At 72.2% G+C, this 19,044-nt stretch carries 17 protein-coding genes; 7 read left to right on the top strand and 10 right to left on the bottom strand.

What is annotated here, in order from left to right; genetic code table 11:
• The first annotated feature begins 68 nt into the window (after positions 1-68).
• The 6 genes from ppsR to idi are packed head-to-tail and all read left to right on the top strand — an operon-like array spanning position 69 to position 6,608.
• On the top strand, positions 69-1,490 hold the full coding sequence (gene ppsR / locus F563_RS0117635; protein WP_019016016.1) for a transcriptional regulator PpsR: 1,422 nt from the start codon (positions 69-71) through the stop codon (positions 1,488-1,490).
• The gene (gene chlG / locus F563_RS0117640; RefSeq protein ID WP_019016017.1) at positions 1,490-2,422 is read left to right on the top strand and encodes a chlorophyll synthase ChlG; all 933 of its coding nucleotides are present in this window, start codon (positions 1,490-1,492) and stop codon (positions 2,420-2,422) included. The genes ppsR and chlG overlap by 1 nt, the downstream gene beginning before the upstream one ends.
• Positions 2,419-3,744 (top strand): BCD family MFS transporter, encoded by a 1,326-nt coding sequence (locus F563_RS0117645; RefSeq protein ID WP_019016018.1) that lies wholly within the window; start codon positions 2,419-2,421, stop codon positions 3,742-3,744. The genes chlG and F563_RS0117645 overlap by 4 nt, the downstream gene beginning before the upstream one ends.
• Positions 3,741-4,961 carry a geranylgeranyl diphosphate reductase gene (locus tag F563_RS0117650; RefSeq protein ID WP_019016019.1) on the top strand — a complete coding sequence of 407 codons (1,221 nt, stop codon included), beginning with the start codon at positions 3,741-3,743 and terminating at the stop codon, positions 4,959-4,961. The genes F563_RS0117645 and F563_RS0117650 overlap by 4 nt, the downstream gene beginning before the upstream one ends.
• Positions 4,962-4,980: 19 nt before the next feature.
• Entirely contained in the window at positions 4,981-6,042 is a 1,062-nt protein-coding gene (gene hemC / locus F563_RS0117655) for a hydroxymethylbilane synthase (RefSeq protein ID WP_019016020.1), read from the top strand.
• Positions 6,039-6,608 carry an isopentenyl-diphosphate Delta-isomerase gene (gene idi / locus F563_RS0117660; RefSeq protein ID WP_019016021.1) on the top strand — a complete coding sequence of 190 codons (570 nt, stop codon included), beginning with the start codon at positions 6,039-6,041 and terminating at the stop codon, positions 6,606-6,608. The genes hemC and idi overlap by 4 nt, the downstream gene beginning before the upstream one ends.
• Positions 6,609-6,622: 14 nt before the next feature.
• On the opposite strand, the gene F563_RS0117665 is transcribed toward idi, so the two are convergent.
• Positions 6,623-7,342, bottom strand: a complete 720-nt coding sequence (locus F563_RS0117665; RefSeq protein ID WP_019016022.1) for an aspartate/glutamate racemase family protein — start codon at positions 7,340-7,342, stop codon at positions 6,623-6,625.
• 92 nt (positions 7,343-7,434) lie between these two features.
• Between F563_RS0117665 and F563_RS0117670 the strand changes: the two genes are divergently transcribed.
• Positions 7,435-8,841: an FAD-binding oxidoreductase gene (locus F563_RS0117670; RefSeq protein ID WP_019016023.1), complete on the top strand. Its 1,407-nt coding sequence runs from the start codon at positions 7,435-7,437 to the stop codon at positions 8,839-8,841.
• Here F563_RS0117670 and F563_RS23150 read toward each other — a convergent pair whose 3' ends face one another.
• Genes F563_RS23150 through F563_RS0117715 form a run of 9 tightly spaced genes read right to left on the bottom strand, consistent with a single transcriptional unit; the run spans position 8,842 to position 18,954 of the window.
• Positions 8,842-9,705: a hypothetical protein gene (locus F563_RS23150; RefSeq protein WP_019016024.1), complete on the bottom strand. Its 864-nt coding sequence runs from the start codon at positions 9,703-9,705 to the stop codon at positions 8,842-8,844.
• Positions 9,702-10,670 (bottom strand): MlaD family protein, encoded by a 969-nt coding sequence (locus F563_RS0117680; RefSeq protein WP_084596673.1) that lies wholly within the window; start codon positions 10,668-10,670, stop codon positions 9,702-9,704. The genes F563_RS23150 and F563_RS0117680 overlap by 4 nt, the downstream gene beginning before the upstream one ends.
• Positions 10,667-11,368: an ATP-binding cassette domain-containing protein gene (locus tag F563_RS23155; RefSeq protein WP_019016026.1), complete on the bottom strand. Its 702-nt coding sequence runs from the start codon at positions 11,366-11,368 to the stop codon at positions 10,667-10,669. Before F563_RS23155 ends, F563_RS0117680 begins: the two co-directional genes overlap by 4 nt.
• A 6-nt stretch (positions 11,369-11,374) precedes the next feature.
• Complete coding sequence (locus F563_RS23160) at positions 11,375-12,166, bottom strand: MlaE family ABC transporter permease (protein WP_019016027.1); 792 nt, start codon at positions 12,164-12,166, stop codon at positions 11,375-11,377.
• 29 nt (positions 12,167-12,195) lie between these two features.
• Positions 12,196-14,571, bottom strand: a complete 2,376-nt coding sequence (locus F563_RS0117695; protein WP_019016028.1) for a cache domain-containing protein — start codon at positions 14,569-14,571, stop codon at positions 12,196-12,198.
• Positions 14,572-14,620: 49 nt separating this feature from the next.
• On the bottom strand, positions 14,621-16,171 hold the full coding sequence (locus tag F563_RS0117700; RefSeq protein WP_245557160.1) for a TRAP transporter large permease: 1,551 nt from the start codon (positions 16,169-16,171) through the stop codon (positions 14,621-14,623).
• A 23-nt stretch (positions 16,172-16,194) separates the two neighbouring features.
• Entirely contained in the window at positions 16,195-16,743 is a 549-nt protein-coding gene (locus F563_RS0117705; protein WP_019016030.1) for a TRAP transporter small permease subunit, read from the bottom strand.
• Complete coding sequence (locus F563_RS0117710; protein ID WP_019016031.1) at positions 16,734-17,816, bottom strand: TRAP transporter substrate-binding protein; 1,083 nt, start codon at positions 17,814-17,816, stop codon at positions 16,734-16,736. The genes F563_RS0117705 and F563_RS0117710 overlap by 10 nt, the downstream gene beginning before the upstream one ends.
• Positions 17,817-17,871: 55 nt before the next feature.
• Positions 17,872-18,954, bottom strand: coding sequence for a TRAP transporter substrate-binding protein (locus tag F563_RS0117715; RefSeq protein ID WP_019016032.1), 1,083 nt, complete (start codon positions 18,952-18,954; stop codon positions 17,872-17,874).
• Positions 18,955-19,044: the final 90 nt, after the last annotated feature.

Consider the following 19,044-nt stretch of genomic DNA (forward strand, 5'->3'; position numbering starts at 1 on the left):
ACCGCTGAGCCGCCGCTACGGAGGAGCCCGAGGAAGCGGCTTAGCAACGAAGGATACGAAGAGACGTGATGTCCTTCACGGCTCCCAGGAACTCGCTCGGCGCGCTCGACGCGGACGCCGCGGCGGTCCTCGTCAGTGCGGCAGCGGACGTGACGCTGGTCGTGGATGAGGATGGGGTGATCCGCGACATCGCCTTCTCCAGCGACGAGCTCGCCCGCGATCTCGACGGGCAGGCGCCGTGGCTCGGGCGCGCCTGGCGCGACACGGTCGCCGAGGACAGTCAGCCGAAAGTGGCGGAACTGCTGCGCGACGTGCGCTCGGGCAACGCCACGCGGTGGCGCCACGTCAATCAGGTGTCCGTCTCCGGCGCGCATGTGCCGGTGCTGGTCTCGGCGATCCGGATCGGCGGCGACCGGACCGTGGTGTTCGGCCGCGACCTGCGCGCGATCTCCTCGCTCCAGCAGCGCCTGGTCGAGGCGCAGGCTTCGCTCGAACGCGACTACTCGCGGTTGCGTCAGGCGGAAACGCGCTACCGTCTGCTGTTCCAGACGGCCACCGAGCCGGTCCTGGTGGTGGATGCCGCCTCGGGGCGGATCGTCGAGGCGAACCCGGCGGCCGTCGGCCTGTTCGGGCAGGGGCCGCGGCGCCCCGTGGGGACCGCGCTGCTCGACCTGTTCGAGCCCGCGAGCCGCGAGGCGCTTGAGATGCTGCTCGCCTCGGTGCGGGCGACCGGACGAGGCGACGATGTCACCGCCCGGACCGCCGCCGATCAGCGCGACGTGGTGGTCTCGGCGGCGCTGTTCCGCCAGGACGGCACCACGCTCTTCCTGGTCCGGCTGATCCAGACCCTCGCCGAGGGCACGGCTGTCATCCTGCCGAAGCAGAAGAGCAAGCTGCTGAAGCTGATCGACTCGGTGCCCGACGCCTTCGTCGTCACCGATCATGACGGACGCGTGATCACCGCCAACGCGGCGTTCCTGGAGATGACACAGCTCGCCGCCGAGGAACAGGCCAGGGGCGAGACGCTTGACCGCTGGCTCGGCCGTTCCGGTGTCGATCTGGACGTGCTGCTTGCCACGTTGCGCGGCGGCGGCCCCATCCGGCTGTTCTCCACCTCGCTGCGTGGCGCCTTCGGTGCCACCACCGATGTCGAGATCTCGGCCGTGTCCATGATGAACGGCGGCAAGCCGTCGTTTGGATTCGCGATCCGCGATGTCGGCCGCCGCCGCGCCACCCAGCCGCAGCCGGGCGTGGCCGCGACCCGCTCGGTCGAGCAGCTCACCGAGCTGATCGGACGCGTGCCGCTGAAGGACCTCGTGCGCGAGGCGACGGACGTGATCGAGCGGCTCTGCATCGAGGCCGCGCTCGAACTCACCAACGACAACCGCGCCTCGGCCGCGGAGATGCTGGGGCTCTCGCGCCAGAGCCTCTATGTGAAGCTGCGCCGCTACGGGCTCATCGGCCCCGACGACGGCGGCGAGGGGGATTGATGCCGGGCGGGATCGGTCGCGCATACGCCACCGGGTCCCGCCCTGTCCGGGTGCCGTCGCCGCGGACGGTGCTCGAACTTCTGAAGCCGATCACCTGGTTCGCCCCGATGTGGGCGTTCGGTTGCGGCGTCGTCTCCGCCGGCGGCCCGTCCTGGTCGTCGCTGCCGGTGGCGCTGCTCGGCGTGCTGTTGGCGGGACCGCTGGTGTGCGGGATGAGCCAGGCGGTGAACGACTGGTTCGATCGCCACGTCGATGCGATCAACGAGCCTGACCGGCCGATCCCCTCGGGCCGCATTCCCGGGCGCTGGGGGCTCGGGATCGCGCTCGTCTGGACCGCGCTCTCGCTGGCGGTCGCGGTCGCGCTCGGCGCCTTCGTGTTCTGGGCCGCCGTGCTCGGCGTGGCGATCGCCTGGGCCTACAGCGCGCCGCCGATGCGCCTGAAGCGCGACGGCTGGCTGTCCGCCACCGCCTGCGCCGCCTGCTACGAGGGCCTGCCCTGGATCACCGGTGCCGCGATCGTCGCCGGCGGCGCGCCGGATGGGCCGATCTTCGCGCTCGCCGGGCTCTACAGCCTCGGCGCGATCGGCATCATGACGCTGAACGACTTCAAGTCCGTCGAGGGCGACCGGCGCATGGGGATCCGCTCCCTGCCGGTGCAGCTCGGCACGGACGCCGCAGGGCGGCTCGCCTGCGTGGTGATGGCCGCACCCCAGCTCGTCGTCATTGCGCTGCTGCTCGCCTGGGGCCGGCCGATCCACGCCGCGATCGTCGGCCTGCTGCTGGCGGTGCAGTCCGCCCTGATGCTGCGCCTTCTGGCCGATCCGCGCGGCCGCGCGCCCTGGTATAACGCGACCGGCACGAGTCTCTATGTGCTCGGCATGTTGGCCTCCGCCTTCGCGGTCGCGCCGCTGGTCGCGGGGGCCGCGTCGTGACCGGGCGCACGCTCTCCTGGGCCGGGATCGTCCGGCTTGGCCTCGTTCAGACCGCGCTCGGCGCGATCGTCGTGCTGACCACCTCGGCGCTGAACCGGGTGATGATCGTCGAGCTCGCGCTGCCGGCCACGCTGCCGGGTCTGCTGGTGGCGATGCACTACGCGGTGCAGATGATGCGCCCGCGCATGGGCTACGGCTCCGACATGGGCGGGCGGCGCACCCCCTGGATCATCGGCGGCATGGCGGTGCTCGCGATCGGCGGCACGCTCGCCGCGGTCGCGACAGCGTGGATGGCAACCGATGTGACCGCGGGGATCGCGCTCGCGGTGGTGGCGTTCCTGCTGGTGGGGCTGGGTGTCGGCGCGGCCGGCACCGTCTTGCTGGTCCTGCTCGCGAGCCGCACCGCGCCGGAACGGCGGCCAGCGGCGGCTTCGATCGTCTGGATCATGATGATCGCGGGCTTCGTCGTGACGACCGCGGTCGCGAGCCGGCTGCTCGATCCCTACTCGCCGGAGCGTCTGGTCGCGGTTTGCGCCGGCGTCTCGGCCGCTGCCTTCGTGCTCGCCGTGATCGCGGTCTGGGGCGTGGAGCGTTCGGTTGCGCCGCAGGCGATCGAGCGGAAGCCGGCCAAGGTCCCGTTCCGCGAGGCCCTGGCGCAGGTCTGGGCCGAGCCCGAGGCGCGCCGCTTCACGGTGTTCGTGTTCGTCTCGATGCTGGCCTATTCCGCCCAGGACCTGATCCTGGAGCCCTTCGCGGGTGCGGTGTTCGGCCGGACGCTCGGCGAGTCCACGCGCCTCGCCTCGCTGCAGCACGGCGGCGTGCTGCTCGGCATGATCATCGTTGCGATCGCGGGCACCGCGTTCGGCGGACATCGTGTCGCGGCGCTGAAGATCTTCGCGATCGGCGGCTGCCTCTCGGCGGCGACCGCCATGTTCGGCCTCGCTGCGGCCGGCTTCATCGGCGAGGCTTGGCCGCTTGCGACGTCGTATTTCGCGCTCGGGCTTGCCAACGGCGTGTTCGCTGCCGGCGCGATCGCCACGATGATGCAGCTCGTCAGCCGCGGCCGTGAGTCGCGCGAGGGCGTGCGCATGGGGCTCTGGGGCGCGGCGCAGGCGATCGCCTTCGGGCTCGGCGGGCTGCTCGGGGCGGCGGCTCTCGACGTCGCGCGGCTGGCACTCGACTCGACGGTCAGCGGCTACGCGGCCGTGTTCATCGGCGACGCGATCCTGTTCCTGATCTCGGCTTGGCTCGCGCTCGGGATCGCGCGCCAGCGCGCCGCAGCCATGCCGATCCCGGCGATCAGCGGAGCCGTCGAGCGATGAGCACCGAGGGCTTCGATGTCGTCGTGGTCGGCGGCGGGCCGGCGGGTGCGACCGCCGCGGCCGATCTCGCACGCGCCGGACACCACGTGCTGCTGCTGGACAAGGCCGGACGCATCAAGCCCTGCGGCGGCGCGATCCCGCCCAAGCTGATCGCCGACTTCGCGGTGCCCGAGAGCCTGCTCGTCGCGCGCGTGACCTCGGCGCGGATCGTCTCGCCCTCGGCGCGCGAGGCGGCGATGCCGGTGACCGATGGCGGCTTTGTCGGCATGGTCGATCGCGAGCATTTCGACGAGTGGCTGCGCAACCGTGCGGCCCTGCTCGGCGCCGAGCGGCGCGCCGGCAGCTTCGAGCGGATCGAGCGCGAGGGCGAGGCAACCATCGTGCGCTACCGTCCGAAGGGCGCAGCGCCTGACGCGCCGTTCGCGGCCGTGCGTGCGCGCGCGGTGATCGGCGCGGACGGCGCACTCTCGGCGGTCGGGCGGCAATGCGTTCCCGGTGCGGACGAAACCCCGTTCGTGTTCGCCTATCACGAGATCGTCCGCGCACCCAAGGTTGCAGCACCGGCGCAGTACGACGGCGAACGCTGCGACGTGTACTACCGCGGCACGCTCTCGCCCGACTTCTACGCCTGGATCTTCCCGCACGGCGATACGGCGAGCGTGGGCACCGGCTCGGCGCACAAGGGCTTCAGCCTCAAGGGGGCCGTGAAGGAACTGCGCGCGGTCGCCGGGCTCGACGGCGTCGAGACGATCCGCCGCGAGGGCGCGCCGATCCCGCTCAAGCCGCTGAAGCGCTGGGACGACGGGCGGAACGTGCTGCTCGCCGGCGATGCCGCCGGCATCGTCGCCCCTGCCTCGGGCGAGGGCATCTACTACGCCATGCTCGGCGGCCGGTTCGCGGCCGATGCGGTGGACGAGTTCCTGGCCACCGGCAAGGCGGGCGCGCTCGCGACTGCACGCCGGCGCTTCATGCGCTTGCACGGACCGGTGTTCTGGATGCTCGGCATCATGCAGTCCTACTGGTACGGCAACGATGCGCGGAGGGAACGCTTCGTCTCGATCTGCCGCGACCCGGACGTCCAGTACCTCACCTGGGATGCGTACATGAACAAGGAGCTGGTGAAGGCCCGCCCACTCGCCCATGTGCGCATCTTCTTCAAGAACCTCGCCCATCTGACCGGTCTCGTGCCCGCCTGGGGGCGCGGGGCCGCCTCGTGATGATTGCCGCCGGAGCGTGATGATGCCGCCACTCGACCTCGATCACCCGGCCCTCGGGCCCGTGTCGGCGGCACAGGTCGGCGCGCGGCTGCGCCCTGCGATCCCCGACGGGGCGATGGTGCGCCCGCACGGCCCGGCGCTTCCGCTGCGCGTCGGCACACGCGGCAGCCCGCTGGCACTCTGGCAGACGCGCGATTTCCTCGGCCTCGTCACGCGGTTCTGCCCGCTGCTGCGCCAGATCGATGCGTTCCAGGAACACGTGATCGCCACCACCGGCGACCGCATCCAGGACAAGCGGCTCGCCGAGGTCGGCGGCAAGGGCCTGTTCGCCAAGGAGATCCACGAGGCTCTGCTGGACGGGCGGGTCGATTTCGCCGTGCACAGCCTGAAGGATCTCGAGACCGAGCTGCCGCCTGGGATCGTGCTCGCCTGCACGCTCAAGCGCGAGGACCCGCGCGACGCGGTGGTGCTGGGCCGCGCCTGCGGCACGATCGATCCTGCCGATCCCTGGGGCGCGCTGCCGCACGGCGCGGTTGTCGGCTCGTCCTCGGTCCGTCGCCAGTCGCAGCTTTTGCACGCGCGCCCGGATCTGTCGGTGGCGATGATCCGGGGCAACGTGCAGACGCGGCTCGCCAAGGTGCACGGGGGTGAGTTCGCCGCCTCGATGCTCGCCGTCGCCGGGCTCAAGCGGCTGGCCCTCGAACACGAGGCCGGAATCGTGCTCGATCCTGAGGTCATGGTGCCGGCGGCAGGGCAAGGCATCGTCGGCGTCACTGTGCGCGAGAACGACGAGGAGCTGCGCGAGCTTCTGTCCGCGATCGAGGACTGGGAGGCCCGCGCGGTCGCGACCGCCGAGCGGGCGCTGCTCGCGACGCTCGATGGCTCCTGCCGCACGCCGATCGGCGGCTATGCCCGCCTGACCGAGGACCGCACGCTGCGTCTGACCGGCCTGGTCGCGCGCGCCGACGGCTCGTTCCTGCTCAAGCGCAGCATCGAGGGGTCGCCCAAGGATGCGCAGCGCCTCGGCCGCACTCTGGGTGCGGGGCTGAGGCGTGACGCGCCGGCGGACATTTTCGTGTGAGCGCGCTGTCGATCCCGCTCGATGTCGTCGCCGAGCGGCCACGCTCCGGCATCGAGCAGGTCGTGCTCGTGGACGAGCAGGATCGCCCGCTCGGCGTGATGGAGAAGCTCGCCGCGCATCGCGAAGGGCGGCTGCATCGGGCCCTCTCGGTGGTCCTGCGCTCGCCGGACGGAAAGCTGCTGATGCAGCGCCGTGCCGTCGGCAAGTATCACTCGGGAGGCGTGTGGACCAACACCTGCTGCAGTCATCCGCGCCCCGGCGAGGCTGTCGCCGAGGCCGCAGTGCGGCGGCTGCGCGAGGAGATGGGCATCCGCGTGCCGGTGCTCGCGAAGCTTTTCGAGACGATCTATCGCGCCCCGGTCGGGCGCGACCTGGTCGAGCACGAGTATGTTCACGTGTTCGGCGGCGTCTGGACTGGATCGTGCACACCGGACCCCGAAGAGGTCGAGGACTGCGCCTGGATGGATGCGGCAGCGCTGCGCCGCGACATGGCGGCACGCCCGGAACGCTATTCCGTGTGGTTCCGGCAGTATGCCGAGGCGTTCTGGGACCGCATGGTCGCCTGAACCGGCGATCGCTGTCACTGGAACAACGCGGCGAGCCCCGGGTCGAGCCCCGTGGAGGGGCGCGCCTCGCGCCGCGGCGCCGTCGGGGCGATCCGGACCAGCGCCTCGGCCAGCGCGACAGCCGCGGCCACGCCATCGATCAGTGGAACCGGCACCTGCGGCGCGAGTCTGCGCGCAAGCCCAGCGAGCGGGCCGCCGGCGACAATCACCACGTCCGCACCATCCAGCCGCACGGCCTCGTCGATCAGGTCCAGCACCATCGCCGCGCGATCCTCGGCGACCGTGCCGGGATCGCCGTTGAAGCCAGGACCCGAGCGGAAGCCGGCGCAGCGTGACGCAAGCCCATGCCGTGCGAGGCAGTCCACGAACATGGGCTCCAGCGCGCGCGTGAAAGTGACCACGCCGAAGCGCCGCCCCAGCATCGCCGCCGCGTGGAACGCCGCCTCGCTGATGCCGAGCACGGGCACGCCCGCGCGCTCCTTGGCGGCTTCAAGACCCGGATCGCCGAAGCAGGCGATGATCGCCGCGTCGTAGGTCCCGCGCGCGGCGCCGAGGGCGGCGAGCGTCGCCGTGCCCGCGACCTGCCAGTCCGAGGCGGTGACGATGAGCGGCAGACCGAAGGGGGCGGTCACGGCGATGACGTCCGTGCCCGGGGTGGCCGCACGCCGGGCCTCACCGGCGATGCGCTCGGTCACGGCGGCGGTGGTATTGCTGTTGACGACGAGCAGGCGCATCGGGGCTCTCGCGCTGTGGGCGACTTCCGGAGGATGGCGCGATCCGGCCGTCGCGCCTATCCTCCGCCGCCCCTTCACCGCAGCCGAGCAACATGGCCCAGCCGTCCGCCGTCCTTCCCCTCGAACCGGCGCGCCGCGACCCCGTGATCGCGGCCTTGCGTGCGCGCTTCGGCGATCGCTGCTCGACCGCCGCCGCGGTGCGCGAGCAGCATGGCCGCGACGAGTCCTGGCACGCCCCCGCGCCGCCCGACGCGGTCGTGTTCGCCGAGACGGTCGAGGAGGTGCAGGAGGTCGTCCGGCTCTGTGCGGCGCATCGCGTGCCGGTCATTCCGTTCGGTACCGGAACGAGCCTGGAGGGCCATGTCGCAGCCTTGCAGGGCGGGGTGTCGCTCGATGTGTCGCGCATGAACCGCGTGTTGCGCGTGAGCCCCGAGGACCTCGACTGCACGGTCGAGCCGGGCGTGACGCGCAAGCAGCTGAACACGCATCTGCGCGACACCGGCCTGTTCTTCCCGATCGATCCCGGCGCCGATGCCTCGATCGGCGGCATGACGGCGACGCGCGCCTCAGGCACCAATGCGGTGCGCTACGGCACGATGCGCGAGGTCGTGCTCGGGCTGTCGGTGGTGCTGGCCGACGGCCGGCTGGTGCGCACGGGTGGCCGGGCACGCAAATCCGCCGCCGGCTATGACCTGACGCGCCTGTTCGTCGGCAGCGAGGGCACGCTCGGCGTGATCGTCGGCATCACGCTCAGGCTGTTCGGTGTGCCCGAGCGGATGGCCGCCGCGGTCTGCTCGTTCCCCGAGATGGGTGCTGCCGTGCGCACCGTGATCGAGACGATGCAGATGCAGGTGCCGCTCGCGCGGATCGAGCTGCTCGACGAGGTGCAAATGGCGGCGTGCAACCGCTTCTCGAAGCTTTCCTATCCCGAGACACCGACGCTGTTCCTCGAGTTCCACGGCACCGAGGCGGGGGTTGCCGAGCAGATCGAGACGGTGCAGGCGATCGCCGCGCATCACGGCGGCGGCGCGTTCGCCTTCGCCCACGAGGCCGAGGCGCGCAACCGGCTCTGGCAGGCGCGCCACGAGGCCTATTATGCGGCGCTGGCGCTGCGTCCGGGCGCCAAGGGCTGGCCGACCGATGTGTGCGTGCCGATCTCGCGGCTGGCCGACTGCATTCTCGAAACCAAGCGCGACCTCGCCGAGAACCGGCTGCTCGCCCCGCTGGTCGGGCATGTGGGCGACGGCAATTTCCATCTCGTCTTCGTGGTCGATCCGGATGACGCGGAGGAACTCGCGCGCGCTTCGGCCGCGAACGACCGCCTGGTGATGCGCGCACTGGCGATGGACGGCACCTGCTCCGGCGAGCACGGCGTCGGCTATGGCAAGATGCCGTTCCTGCTCGCCGAGCACGGCGAGGCGCTGTCGGTGATGCGCGCGCTCAAGCAGGCGTTCGATCCGCTCGGCATCATGAATCCGGGCAAGATCGTCGCCGCCTGATCAGCGTGCGGCGAGGCGCCGCTGCTCGGCCTCGGCAGCCGCGAGCACATCCGCGCTGCCCGCCTGGCGCGCGAGCCGCACCGCCTGATCGAGCCACTCCCGTGCTGCCCGCGCATCACCGTTGACCGCGGCGCTTCGTCCGGCCCTGAGCGCGAGGTCCGCCGCCTCGGCGATGCGCCCCTCCCGCGCGGCGGCACCGCCCGCCAGCGCGAGGGCGCGCGCCATCCCCGGATAATCGCGCGCCTCCTGACGGTGCCCGGCGGCGCGCAGGAGGGCGCTACGGGCAGCGGCTGCGGCGCCGGCGAGCAGGGCCGCGCGGCCGTCCAGCTCAAGACGATCGGCCAGAAGATCCGGCACCTCGGTCGACGGCAGCGCCGAACGCGCGGCAGCGAGCGCCACGCCGTCGCCCGCATCGGCCGCGATCAGGCCCTCGATGAAACGCGCGCGTGCCGCCGCTTCGCCCGCGGTGATCGCGGCGGTGAGCGCACGCGCGCCGGCAGCGTCACCGAGCCGCCAGCGGGCGGCCGCCTCCGCGAGCGGCAGTTCCGCCGGCATCGTTCCGCCACGACGGTTCACCTCGGCGCGCGCGGCCGCGGCCGTGTCGCGCGCCGCCTCGGCATTGCCCAGCCGCAACTCCGCCGCGGCGAGGCTCGCGGCAAGATCGGCGATCGCCTCCAGGTCGTCGCGCGCATAGGCGCGCCGGAGCGCCTCGCGGAACAGCTCGGCTGCCTGCGCCGGACGGTCCTGCTGCCAGGCGAGCATCGCGGTACGGGTCTGGCGCGCCAGCGTCGGGTCGGGCGGCTCGGGGGGCGGCGTGCCGCCGCAGGCCGCGCACAGCAGGGCGATCGGCGCGATCCGCCTCACGGGCGCACCTCGCGGGCCGGCACGCGCGGCTGGTCCTCCGGCGCCCGGCCGCCGCCGATCAGCGGGTGCGTGCGCAACGCGACGAGGAGCCGGTCGAGCTCGGCGGTCGCCTGCTGCACCTGGGTCAGCAGGCCGGGCAGCGTCGCCACCGCGGCGGCCGCATCGCGCGCGATCCGCGGCGCCTCGGGGCTGGCGCGCGCGACCTCGCGCGTGGCGGCCTCCACATTGGCGAGCGCGCGCTCGGCGGTCGCGAGCAGCCGCGGCAGACCCTCGGCCGCGAGCCCGGCGGAGCGCATGGCGTCGCGCACATCGGCCACCACGAGCGTGGCCTCCGCGAGCGTGCGATCGAGCTGGGCGGCGGCGGTTTCCAGCTCGCGCACCAGCGTGTCATCGGCGAGCAGGCGGCCCACCGTGCCCTGGCCGCGCGCGATCAGTTCGGTGATCTCGGCGGCGGAACGGGTGATCCGGCCGACATCGTCGAACACGGGCAGGAGCCGGTTGCGGAGGTCCTCGATGAGCTCGCCGAGCGTCTCGGTCGGCGCCTGCTCGCGGGTCACCTCAAGCACCGCGTAGTCCCAGTCGAGCGGCTCGCCGACGCCGCGGCTGATCTCCAGGAACGCGGCACCGGCAACGCCGAACTGGCGGCGGATGAAGACGCGGCTGTCGCGGCGGACGAACACCTCCATGCCCTGGTCGAGCCGCACATCCGCATAGAGCTGCTGGCGCGGATCGATGACGATGCGCCGCACCTGCCCCGCGCGCGTGCCCAGCACCTCGACCGAGGCGCCGGCCGAGAGCCCGGCCGTGCCCTCGGGCGGCAGGATCACGCGCAACGTCAGCGCGGGGCGCAGGAGCGGGCCGAGCACGCCCGCCTGCAGCACCGCGACGACGAACACGACGAGTGCCGCCAGCACGAGCGCCCCGACCGCCTCGTTCACATGGGGGAACCGGGCGGGGCCCCTCATGCCGCGCGCGCCGTCAGCGGCACCAGGCGCTGGCCGAGCAGGCTCCAGCGCTGCGTTGCCGGCAGGCTGCGATCGGCCGCCACGCCGGGCCGGTGCGTGAGCCAGAGCACGGCGCCGCCGTCATCACGTGCCGCGCGTGCCTCGGCGAGCAGGGCGGGGAGAATCGCGGTCCCGGCCGCGCCGGTCGGATCCTCCAGCACAACGAGCCGCGGCCGGCCGAGAAACGCGCGCACCAGGGCGGCACGGCTGAGATCGCCCGGCGCAAGGGTCTCGGGAAAGCCGACCGGCAACCCCGGCAGGCCGAATCGGCGCGCGAGCCGCGCCGCGTCGGCGAGCAGGGCGGGGCGCGGCAGGCGCGTGTGATAGAGCGGCGCGAGCAGCACATTGTCCGCCACCGTCATCCACGGAAGCCAGGGCTCGGCACCGAACAGCCGGCCGATCCGGCCGCGCAGGGCATCGGCCGTCTCGGGCGGCTGGTCGCGCCAGTCGCGGCCGAGGAAAGCGACGCGCCCTTCGCGCGGCCCGAGACAGCCGCAGGCGACATCGGCGATGGCGGTGACCCGCTCGCGAACCGAGAGCTCGATCAGCACCAGCTCGCCCGGCATCAGGGTGAGCGTGATCGGCAGGGTGGCGCCGCCGTCCGGATCGATCGGCAGGCGTGCCTCGGTCAGCGCGAGGATGGGAAGAACGTCCGCCATGGCGCGTCAGAGCACCGCCGAAACGAGGCCGGAGACGAGGAACGTGCCGAGGATCGCGTAGGCGAAGCCGCGCGGGATCAGCCGGATCGGCGTCGCGGCGAGCCAGGGCGCGCCGAGTGCCGCGGCGCAGCAGATCGCCGCCACCACGCCGCCGATCAGCACGCCCTTCAGTGGCAGCAGCGCGAAGTCGTTTGGCCCCATGGCGCGCAACACGTCATCGAGGAAGCCGAGCAGGCCGACATTGCGCGAGCCCCAGGCGTAGCTCGCGGTCCAGCCGCTCACCAGCGCGCCGGCGACGAACAGGATCGTCAGCGTGACGCCCGCGAGCGCGAAGGCCAGCACGCGCGGCACCACCAGCAGCAGGAACGGATCGATCCCCGAGGCGCGCAGCACCGCGTAACGCTCGCTGCCGCGCACCGTTCCGAGTTCGACCAGGGTGAGCGTACCTGCGCGGCCGGCAAGCATCAGCCCGACCACCACCGGGGCGACCTCGCGCACCAGCACACCGGTCAGCACCGTGCCGACCAGCTGGTCCTGGCCGGCGGCACCGAGCCAATAGAGCGCCTGGAAGACCATCGCGATGCCGACCAGCACCGCAGCGGCGAGCGTGCCCGCGACGGCGCGGGTTCCGGCGATCCGCATCATGCGGACGAACTCCTGCCGCACGGGCCGACGCCATGTGGCGGGCGCCAGCGCCGCCCGGCCCACCGCGAAGCTCAGCGCGGCGACGAAGCACGGCCACCGCAGCGCGCCGATCACGGCCTCGCCCGTCGCCGCGAGGACGCGCCGCGCCGGCATGGGCCTGCCGAGCCTGGCCGCGCGCGCTGTCACGCCTGTCCAGTCAGCAGGTAGGTCGTCATTTCGCCCGCGCCGTCGAGCCAGAACCGCCCGCGCGGGCGCAGCAGGAACGCCTCGCCGAGCAGTGCACGTGTCGTTTCGGTGACGTGGATGCCGGCCTCGGGGACGGCCTCCGCCATCGCGGTCGCGCCCCGCACCGCCTCGCCCCAGATATTGTAGGTGGGCGTCGCATCGCCCACGGCGCTGCCGATGGCCGTCCCTGTATCGAGGCCGATGTGGAACGCCGGGCGCTGATCGGCCGCGTGGAACAGGCCGGCGAGGCGATCCTGGAGTTCGAGCGCGGCCGCAGCCATCGCGCCGGCGCGTTGGCCGCCACCCTCGAAGCCGTCCGCGGCGAGTGCAGCCTCGCCGAACACGCGCAGATAGGCGATGCCATGCGCCGCCGCCACCTGCTCGAGCAGCCGCATGGCCTGATCGGCGAGCGGCGCTCTCGCCTCGCCGGGCGCCGCCTCGGCGAGCGCCACCGGGTCGGCGAAACGCACCACGAGAACGGTGATGTCCCGGAACAGTTCGGCGGCAAGTCCGCGCTCGCCGAGGCGGCGTTCCGCCAGACGGTTCAGGAACACGCGTGTGCGTTGCGCGCCGAGCAGCCCATCGCCGGGCAGCCGGCGTGCCGCCGTCGGTGCGACCTCGGCGCCGACTGCGAGGCGGACCGGCTCGGCCAGCTGGCGCGCCGGGGCGGCGCGCGGCGCGAGGCGCGCAGCGAGCAGACTGCCGGCGGCGCGGGCGAAGCCCTCGGCGCCCTCGACATCGGCGGTCCGGTCCTCGACCCAGAGCAGACCCACCGTCTCCTCGCCGCGCCGGATCGGCGCCGAGAGCAGCGCGCGCGTTCCGGCCGCTTCCAGATAACCCCTGGCGAGTGCGGCGAAGCGCGGGTCCGCTGCCGCATCCGGGAGGTCGAGCGGGCCCGCGCGCAGCGCCGCAAGGGCCTCTGGCATCGCCGCGCCGTCGAGCCGCGTGCCGGTGACGGCCGGCCGGGCCAGTGCATCGAAGCTCTCCTCGCAGCGCAGGGACTGCCCGGCCATGCCCAGGCGCCAGAGGCTGACGCGGCGCGCGCCGAGCGTGCGCGCGACGGTCTCGAGCAGCGGCCGGGCGCCCGCCCCCTCCGTCTGGCCAGCGTCGGCGAGCGCGGCGAAGGCGGCGGACTGGGCGGCGAGCGCCCGTCCTTGCACCTGGAGCCGGCGCGCGGTGCGGTCGGCGCGCAGCCCTTGGCGCACCAGCAGACCGGCGAGCAGGAGCGCCAGCAGCGCGATCACCGCGGCGGCGGCGAGCGCGATCCGGGTGTTGCGGCCGACGAAGCCGACATAGGCATCTTCCGGAACGACGATCAGCACCGACCAGTCACGGCCGGTGACGCCCGGCAGGGCGGCGGCGATGGTCAGCCACGAACGCCCCCCGACCTGGATCCGACCGCGCCCAGGCCCCTCGATGCGGAACACGTCGAAGGCCCGCGTCAGCACTGGATCGCCGAGCTCGTCGAGCCGGACCGGGGCGAGCGTGCCGTCGCCCTCGCGCACGGTGCGCTCGACCTCCGGGAAGGCGACGAGCTGGCCCGCACCGTCGATGATCATGGCGCGGCCGCCCACGCCGATATCGAGGCGCGCCAGGAGCGCGCTCAGCGTGTCCAGGCGGACATCGACGCCGAACACGCCGCGTACGGTGCCACGCCGGTCGCGGAAGGCGAGCGAGGCGGTGAGTCCCGGCACACGGTCGGAGAAGAAGACGTAGATGTTGGTCCAGTGCACGCCGTCCGCCTCGAGCGCGCCCTGGAACCACGACCGGGTGCGCGGATCGAAGCTGTCCGTCGGGTCGGCGACCGAGCTGAGCACGCGCCCCGCGGCATCGCGTGTCGTGAAGACCACGCTCCGCTCCGGTCGGGTCATGATCACGCGGGAGTCGATGCCGCCCTGCTCGTTCCGACGCAGCATGATGAAGTCGCCGCGCATGCTGCCGACATAGACGCTGGCGACCTGCGGCACGCTGCGCAGCAGGGCCGCGCCGATCGGTTCGACCAGCAGCACGTCCTCGCGGAAGATGCCGCTCTGCTGAATCTCGCGCAGCAGCATCGCCACCCGCCCCGCCGGGCCGAGCCAGCCCTGGGCCTCGGTCGCGATCCGCTTCTCGAGCGCGTCGAGCACGCCGTCAGCGAGACGCAGCGCATCATCGCGGCTGATCACATGGACCACCGCGATCGCGCCGAGCGTCGCCCCGATCAGCAGGGCAGCCGCCAGGAACGGCGCGATCACCCGACGAAAGCGCCGCCGCCCGGCGAGCCGCGCCTGGCGGGGATCGACCGCAAGGTCGATCACCTCCGCGGCGTCGCTGTCGCGTCCGGTCCCATCCATTGTGCCGAGGCTAGACGTGCGGGGCGAAACGCGGCAAGCGCCGCGACGCTCAGCGTCCGAACAGGACGCGCGGCAGCCAGGTCGCGAGCGGCGGGTGGAGCGCGGTCAGGCCCAGGCCGAGCAGCTGAAGTCCGACAAAGGGGGCGACGCCGCGATAGATGTGGGCGGTGCGCACCTCGCGCGAAGCGACGCCACGGAGATAGAACAGCGAGAAGCCGAAAGGCGGGGTCAGGAACGAGGTCTGCAGGTTCACCGCTATCAAGACCCCGAACCAGATCGGATCGACATCCATCTGCAGGATGATGGGCCCGACGATCGGGATCACGATGATCGCGATCTCGACGAAGTCGAGGAAGAAGCCGAGGCCGAAGATCACCGCCATCACGGCGGCGAGCGCGCCGCCCGTGCCGCCCGGCAGGCCGGTCAGCGCGGCGTGCACCATGTCGTCGCCGCCGAGGCCGCGGAACACCAGCGCGAACAGCGTGGCACCGATCAGCATCGCGAAGATCATCGACGTGATGGTCATGGTCGAGCGCGCTACCCCGGCCAGCACGCCCGAGCCAAACGTGAGCCAGAGCGCGTGGGCGAGCGCGACCGCGAGCCCGGCGGTGCAGAGCGCGGCACCGCCGATCGCGACGCGCTCGGCGAGCGGCGCGGCGGCGCGCCCGAGCCGAAGGTCGAACAGCGAGGCGAGCGTGACGAGCCCGACCACCGAGGCGAAGGCGAGGATCGAGGGCCACCAGGCGGGCGAGAGCCGGCGTGCGGCGAGCAACGTCGCGCCGGCCGCGCCGACCGAGGCGGCCTCGGTCGGGGTCGCGATGCCGCCGAGGATCGAGCCGAGCACCGAGACGATCAGCACGATCGGCGGGACGAGCGCGCCCAGGATCTCGCCGCGCGTCACGCGGCCTCGCGCATCCGGCGGCAGCGCCGGCGCGATCTCCGGGCGGAGCCAGGCGACTATCAGCTGGTAGACGATGTAGAGCGCGACCAGCATCAGCCCCGGCAGCAGCGAGCCGGCGAAAAGCTGGCCGACGCTGACCGTCATGATCGAGAACTTGCCCTGCGCAAGCTGTGCCTGCTGGTAGGCCGCCGAGATGATCTCGCCGAGGATCACCATGACGGTCGAGGGCGGGATGATCTGGCCGAGCGTGCCAGCGGCGCAGATCGTGCCGCATGCGAAACCCGCGTCGTAGCGGTTGCGCAGCATCGCCGGCAGCGCCATCAGCCCCATCGTCACCACCGTCGCGCCGACGATGCCGGTGGAGGCGGCGAGCAGCGCGCCCACCACCGAGACACTGACGGCAAGCCCGCCGCGCACCGCGCCGAACAGCCGCCCCATGGTCTCGAGCAGCTCCTCGGCGATCTTCGACCGCTCGAGCATGATGCCCATGAAGACGAACAGCGGGATCGCGACCAGCACCTCGGAGGTCATGGTGCCGAAGATCCGCGGCGGCAGCGCACCGAGCAGCGCCGGCGAGAACACGCCAAAGGCCCAGCCGAGCAGGCCGTAGAGCAGCGCCGTCCCGGTGAGGATGAACACAACCGGGAAGCCGGTGAGGATCGCCGCGCAGAGCGTGGCGAACATCAGAATGTCGAGCATGCCGCCGAGCATGCTGCCCATGTTCAGGTCGCGTCCGCGATGCGCGCGCCTTCGCGATGATCGGGCCGATGGCCGGCGATCGTCAGCACCGCGCGGCCGAGATGCGCCACCGCGGCGATCAGCAGCAGCACGGCCATGGCGGGGATGAGCGACTTCAGCAGGTACTGGAACGGCAGTCCGCCATAGGCGATCGCGCCCTCGCGGATGCGCCAGGAGGCGGCGACGAAGGGCCAGCAGGTCCAGAGCACCAGCACCGCGAACGGGATCACCGCGACCAGCACGCCAATCAGATCGATCCAGGCGCGCCGCCGCGGCGTCATGTCGGCATAGAGGATGTCCACGCGCACATGGCCCTCGTGCAGCATGGTGAAGGCCATGCCCAGCATGAACAGGGTGGCGTGGGTGTAGATCACGCTCTCCTGGAGCTGGATGAAGCTGGTCGAGAAGGCATAGCGCAGCAGCACCACGGCAAGCTGCGTCAGCACCAGCAGCACGGCGAGCCACATCACCACGCGCCCGACCGTGTCGGTGACGCGGTCGAGCGCGCGCGCGATCGCGGCGATCAGGCCCACGGCAGAAGCGCGCGGCCGGCGTTGGTCGGCGTGTAGGCCTGACCCGCGAACTCGACCGCGCGGTTGCGGTACTCGATGTAGGACTGGATGATGGCGCGGTTCAGCGCATCCTGGTCCTCGCGGAGTTCCCGCATCACCGCCCAGGCCGCGTCGGCCATCGCCTTGACGATCGGTTCGGGCACGGCACGCACCTGCACGCCCTGGCGCTCGACCATCTCGCGCAGCGCGAGCGGGTTGCGGTGATCCCACTCGGCGATCGCCTCCTCGTTCATGCTTTCGCAAGCGAAACGCACGGCGAGCTTGAGGTCATCCGGCAGCGCATCGAAACGCGGCTTGTGGATCACCGTCTCCAGGCTGGCCGAGGGCTCCTGGCCGCAGGGCTGGTAATAGAACCGCGCGACCTGGCCGAAGCCGAGCGGCCCGTCCGACCACGGGCCGGCGAATTCGGCGGCGTCGATCGTGCCGGCCTGGAGCGCCTGGAACACCTCGCCCACCGGCATCTGCTGCACGGCCGCGCCGAGGCGCTGATAGACCGCGCCGATCAGCCCGCCGGCGCGGAAGCGCAGGCCGCGGAAGTCGTCGGCGCTCGTGAGCTCGCGGCGGAAGAACCCGGTCCATTGCGGTCCCGAATTGCCGCAGATGAAGGGCTTCATGTTGAACCGCGCATAAAGCTCGTCGTAGCGCTCCTGCGCGCCGGCATAACGCAGCCAGGCGATCAGCTCGTTGTTGGTCAGCCCGAACGGGAAGCTGCCGATGATCGCGGCCGCGCGCGAGCGGCTGAACCAGAAATGCGGTGTCGCGTGGTAGAGATCGACCGTGCCCTGGCTCACCGCGTCGAACACGCCGAAGGGGGGCACGATCTCGCCGGCGGCGAACAGGCGCACGGTGATGCGCCCGCCCGTCAACTGCGTGATGCGGTCGGCGACGCGCTGCGCCTGCGTGCCCGGCCCCGGCAGGTTGCGCGGCCAGGCGGTGACCATGCGCCACTCGATGCGCGACTGCGCGAGTGCGGGCGCCGCGAGCGAGGCGGCCGCGGCGGCTGCTCCGGCGCGGAAGGCGGTGCGTCGGTTCATGGCGTGTCCTCGTGTCCGGCGGACGGGCCGGGGATCGCCCCTGGCCCGGCACGCGTCAGCTCCAGCGGATCGGCAGGGCGCGGCTATTGAACTGCCCGGCATAGCTGTAGGTCATGTACTCGGCCGAGAGGTTGCGGAAGGCGATGTAGGCCTCGGCGATCTTCCTGGTGAGCGCGTCCTGATCCTCGCGCAGCTCCTTCAGCACCTCGCCGGCAGCGTTGCCGAGCGCGATCAGCAGATCGCGTGGCGCCTCGCGCACGACCACGCCGTGCTGCGCGACGAGCTGACGCAGCGTCACCGCGTGGCGGTAATCGTACTCCGTGACCACCTCGTCGTGCAGGCTCTGACAGGCGACCCTGATCGCGAGCTTGAGATCGTCCGGCAGGCGGTCATAGGCCGCCTTGTTCACGCCGCACTCCTCGGCGGAGGAGGGTTCCTGCACGCCGGGCCAGTAGTAGTTCTTCGCAACCTGGTGGAAGCCGAGCGGCGCGTCCGACCACGGGCCGATGAACTCGGCTGCGTCGATCGTGCCGGATTGCAGGGCCTGGAAGATCTCACCGCCGGGCAACGTCACGACGGTCGCGCCGGCGCGGCGGTACATCTCCCCGCCAAGTCCGGCGGTACGGAAGCGCAGGCCGCGGAAGTCGTCCACACTGCGGATCTCGCGGCGGAACCAGCCCATCCATTGCGGCCCGGAATTGCCGCACAGGAACGGCTTCAGACCGAACCGTGCATAGGCCTCGTCATAGAGCGCCTGGCCTCCCGCGTGGTTGATCCAGGCGGACTGCTCCTGAGCGGTGAGCCCGAACGGGAAACTCCCGAAGAAGCCGATCCCGCGCAGCTTGGAGAGCCAATAGGCCGGCACCGAGTGGTAGAGCTCGGCCGTGCCTTGGCTGACCGCGTCGAACACGCCGAGGGCGGGCACGATCTGGCCGGCCGCGAACAGCCGGATGGTGAGCCGCCCGCCCGAGAGCGCGCTGATCCGCTCGGCGAGCTTGGTTGCGGCCGTGCCGGGCCCTGGCAGGTTCATCGGCCAGGAGGTGACCATGCGCCACTCCATCCGCCCCTGCGCCAGGGCGGGCGTGGCAAGCGCGGCCGCGCCCAGCGCAGCCCCCGTCATCACGTTGCGTCGCTTCATCCTCGTCCCCCGTGTCGTCGCGCCGTCCCGGCGCCTCCGCCCGATCGGCGGCCGATGATAGACCGGCGCCGGCCTTGGGCCAGCCCTTTT

It is taken from the genome of Elioraea tepidiphila DSM 17972 (assembly GCF_000378465.1).
Lineage (GTDB): Bacteria > Pseudomonadota > Alphaproteobacteria > Acetobacterales > Acetobacteraceae > Elioraea > Elioraea tepidiphila.

Excerpts from the sequence above, each read along its gene's own strand:
- ppsR (WP_019016016.1), top strand. The coding sequence starts at position 69 with ATGTCCTTCACGGCTCCCAGGAACTCGCTCGGCGCGCTCGACGCGGAC.
- chlG (WP_019016017.1), top strand. The coding sequence starts at position 1,490 with ATGCCGGGCGGGATCGGTCGCGCATACGCCACCGGGTCCCGCCCTGTC.
- F563_RS0117650 (WP_019016019.1), top strand. The coding sequence starts at position 3,741 with ATGAGCACCGAGGGCTTCGATGTCGTCGTGGTCGGCGGCGGGCCGGCG.
- hemC (WP_019016020.1), top strand. The coding sequence starts at position 4,981 with ATGATGCCGCCACTCGACCTCGATCACCCGGCCCTCGGGCCCGTGTCG.
- F563_RS0117665 (WP_019016022.1), bottom strand. The coding sequence starts at position 7,342 with ATGCGCCTGCTCGTCGTCAACAGCAATACCACCGCCGCCGTGACCGAG.
- F563_RS0117670 (WP_019016023.1), top strand. The coding sequence starts at position 7,435 with ATGGCCCAGCCGTCCGCCGTCCTTCCCCTCGAACCGGCGCGCCGCGAC.
- F563_RS0117680 (WP_084596673.1), bottom strand. The coding sequence starts at position 10,670 with ATGAGGGGCCCCGCCCGGTTCCCCCATGTGAACGAGGCGGTCGGGGCG.
- F563_RS23155 (WP_019016026.1), bottom strand. The coding sequence starts at position 11,368 with ATGGCGGACGTTCTTCCCATCCTCGCGCTGACCGAGGCACGCCTGCCG.
- F563_RS23160 (WP_019016027.1), bottom strand. The coding sequence starts at position 12,166 with ATGCCGGCGCGGCGCGTCCTCGCGGCGACGGGCGAGGCCGTGATCGGC.
- F563_RS0117695 (WP_019016028.1), bottom strand. The coding sequence starts at position 14,571 with ATGGATGGGACCGGACGCGACAGCGACGCCGCGGAGGTGATCGACCTT.
- F563_RS0117700 (WP_245557160.1), bottom strand. The coding sequence starts at position 16,171 with ATGCTCGACATTCTGATGTTCGCCACGCTCTGCGCGGCGATCCTCACC.
- F563_RS0117710 (WP_019016031.1), bottom strand. The coding sequence starts at position 17,816 with ATGAACCGACGCACCGCCTTCCGCGCCGGAGCAGCCGCCGCGGCCGCC.
- F563_RS0117715 (WP_019016032.1), bottom strand. The coding sequence starts at position 18,954 with ATGAAGCGACGCAACGTGATGACGGGGGCTGCGCTGGGCGCGGCCGCG.